Origin of the sequence: Streptomyces sp. NPDC088732, assembly GCF_044751205.1 — a bacterium.
GTDB lineage: Bacteria > Actinomycetota > Actinomycetes > Streptomycetales > Streptomycetaceae > Actinacidiphila.
Window position 1 is genome coordinate 69,585 of the sequence record NZ_JBIVLI010000016.1, and the last position, 2,412, is coordinate 71,996.

The 2,412-nt window shown below is 71.5% G+C and carries 2 pseudogenes; both read left to right on the forward strand.

Annotated elements, in window-relative coordinates:
• Positions 1-1,728, forward strand: a pseudogene (locus ACIP9H_RS26070) (hypothetical protein); the annotation flags it as partial.
• 286 nt (positions 1,729-2,014) lie between these two features.
• Positions 2,015-2,412: pseudogene (locus ACIP9H_RS26075) on the forward strand (hypothetical protein); the annotation flags it as partial.

Consider the following 2,412-nt stretch of genomic DNA (forward strand, 5'->3'; position numbering starts at 1 on the left):
GAGGTCACCGTCAGGGGCACCCTCGACTCCGCCACGCCCCTCCCGGCCGGCACCGAGGTCACCGCCACCCGCAACGGCATCGCACTCGGCACCACCACGACCAACCCCGACGGCAGCTTCAGCTTCCAGGACACCCCCACCGCCCTCGGCAGCACCACCTACCGCGTGACCTTCGCGGGAGACGCCACCCACGCCGCCACCGAGGCCACCGCCACCGTCAACGTCGCCAAGGCCGCGACCAGGCTCACGGTGGACGCCCCGGCCACCGCCGTCCCCGGCGACGAGGTCACCGTCAGGGGCACCCTCGACTCCGCCACGCCCCTCCCGGCCGGCACCGAGGTCACCGCCACCCGCAACGGCATCGCACTCGGCACCACCGCGACCAACGCCGACGGCAGCTTCAGCTTCCAGGACACCCCCACCGCCCTCGGCAACACCACATACACCGTCACGTACGCCGGCGACACCGTCCACGCCGCCACCGAGGCCTCCGCCGTCGTCGACGTCGAGAAGGACGCTGCCACCGTCGTCCTCAGCGCCCCCACCACTGCACTGCCCGGGGCCGAGGTCACCGTCAGGGGCACCCTCGTCTCCGACACCCCCCTCCCGGCCGGCACCGAGGTCACCGCCACCCGCAACGGCACCCCCCTCGGCACCACCACGACCAACCCCGACGGCAGCTTCGCCTTCGAGGACCACCCCACCGCCCTCGGCAACACCACCTACCGCGTGTCCTTCGCGGGAGACGCCACCCACGCCCCCTCCACCTCCTCCGCCGTCGTCGACGTCGAGAAGGCCCCCGCCACCCTGACGGTCGGCGCCCCCGCGACCGCCAAGCGAGCGACGAAGATCACGGTCACCGGGAAGCTCGCTTCGAGCGCGGCCTTCCCGGCCGGTGTGAAGGTCGCGGTGACCCGTACCGACCTGACCGACCCCAAGGGCAGGTCGCTCGGCACCAAGTCGGTCGCGCCCAACGGCACGTTCAGCTTCACGGACACCCCGGTCACCGGCGGCACCGTCACCTACACCGCCACCTACGCGGGCGACGGCACGCACACTCCCGCCACCGGCAAGGACACCGTCGCGGTCTCCCGCCTGGCCACCTCGGTCGGCATCAAGACCAACCTGTCGACGTACGCCTACGGGTCGACGGCGACCGTCACCGGGCACCTCGGCAAAACCGGCAAGAGCCGCGTGGTGTCGATCTGGGCCCAGCCGGCGGGCGGCACGAAGAAGCTGGTCAAGACCGGCACGGTGAACTCCGCGGGCGACCTGAGGATCACCTACAAGCTGAGCCGCAACACCACCTTCTGGGCGTCGTTCGGCGGTGACTTCTCCTACGCGCCGAAGTCGGTGTCGCGCGCGGTCGGCACGCAGGTCAAGCTCTCCACGTCCGTCTCGAGCCACTACAAGACGGGCAGGATCGGCTCGACCACCTACTACTGGTTCCACAAGAAGACGGCCCCGCACTTCACCACGAGCATGACCTACCAGACGGGCCGTGCCGGGCACTTCGAGCTGCAGGTCTACTACCAGGGCCGCTGGTACACCCAGGACAGCGAGTACTTCGGGCTGGAGCACGACGGCAGCCTGCGGGTGCGGCTGGACGCGCCGGGCCAGGCCGGCGTCCGGGCCCGGGTGCGCTTCTCGTACGTCAAGGGCGGCTCGCACGACAGCCTGAACACCACGACCCTCGGCGCCTGGAAGTACCTGTACTTCACCAACTGACGCCATTCGGCGGCAGACACGCGCGAGGCCGCCCCGACCGGTTCGGGGCGGCCTCGTCCGCATCGCGGAATGGTTGTACGGATCCCCGCATCGAATCGGGCACAGTACGGCCAGCGGGCGGCGAAGCGGCGGTAACGGATCGGCCCGGGTCATCAATGCAGTAGCCCAGTGTCATAGGCATGTCGTAGCGTTCCTCCTTGCGGCCGAGGAAGGCGCGCCGGGCACGTTCACGGTTGCCCGCGCCCTGCGGCGCACCCATACCCACGCCTGTCTGGGGGGAACCAGCTTGCGCACCCGTCACATCGCGGGCGGGACGGCCCTGTCCGTCCTGCTCGCCACCGCATCCCTGATCGGCGTCACGGCCACGCCCGCCGCCGCCACCGACGGCGGGACCGCCGTCCCGCCGGTGACCTCGCACAGCCTGGAGGACCCGGCCCAGGCCGCCGCCACCACGCTGACGGTGAACGCCCCGGCCACCGCCCTTCCCGGCGACGAGATCACCCTCACCGGCACCCTGGCCTCCTCCGTGCCCTTCGCGGACGGCACCACGGTCACCGTGACCCGCACCGACTCCGCCACGGCCGACGCGCCGCTCGGCACCGCGACGGTCGCCGCCGACGGCACCTTCTCGCTCAAGGACACCCCGTCCGCACTGGGCACCACCACCTACACCGTCAGCTACGC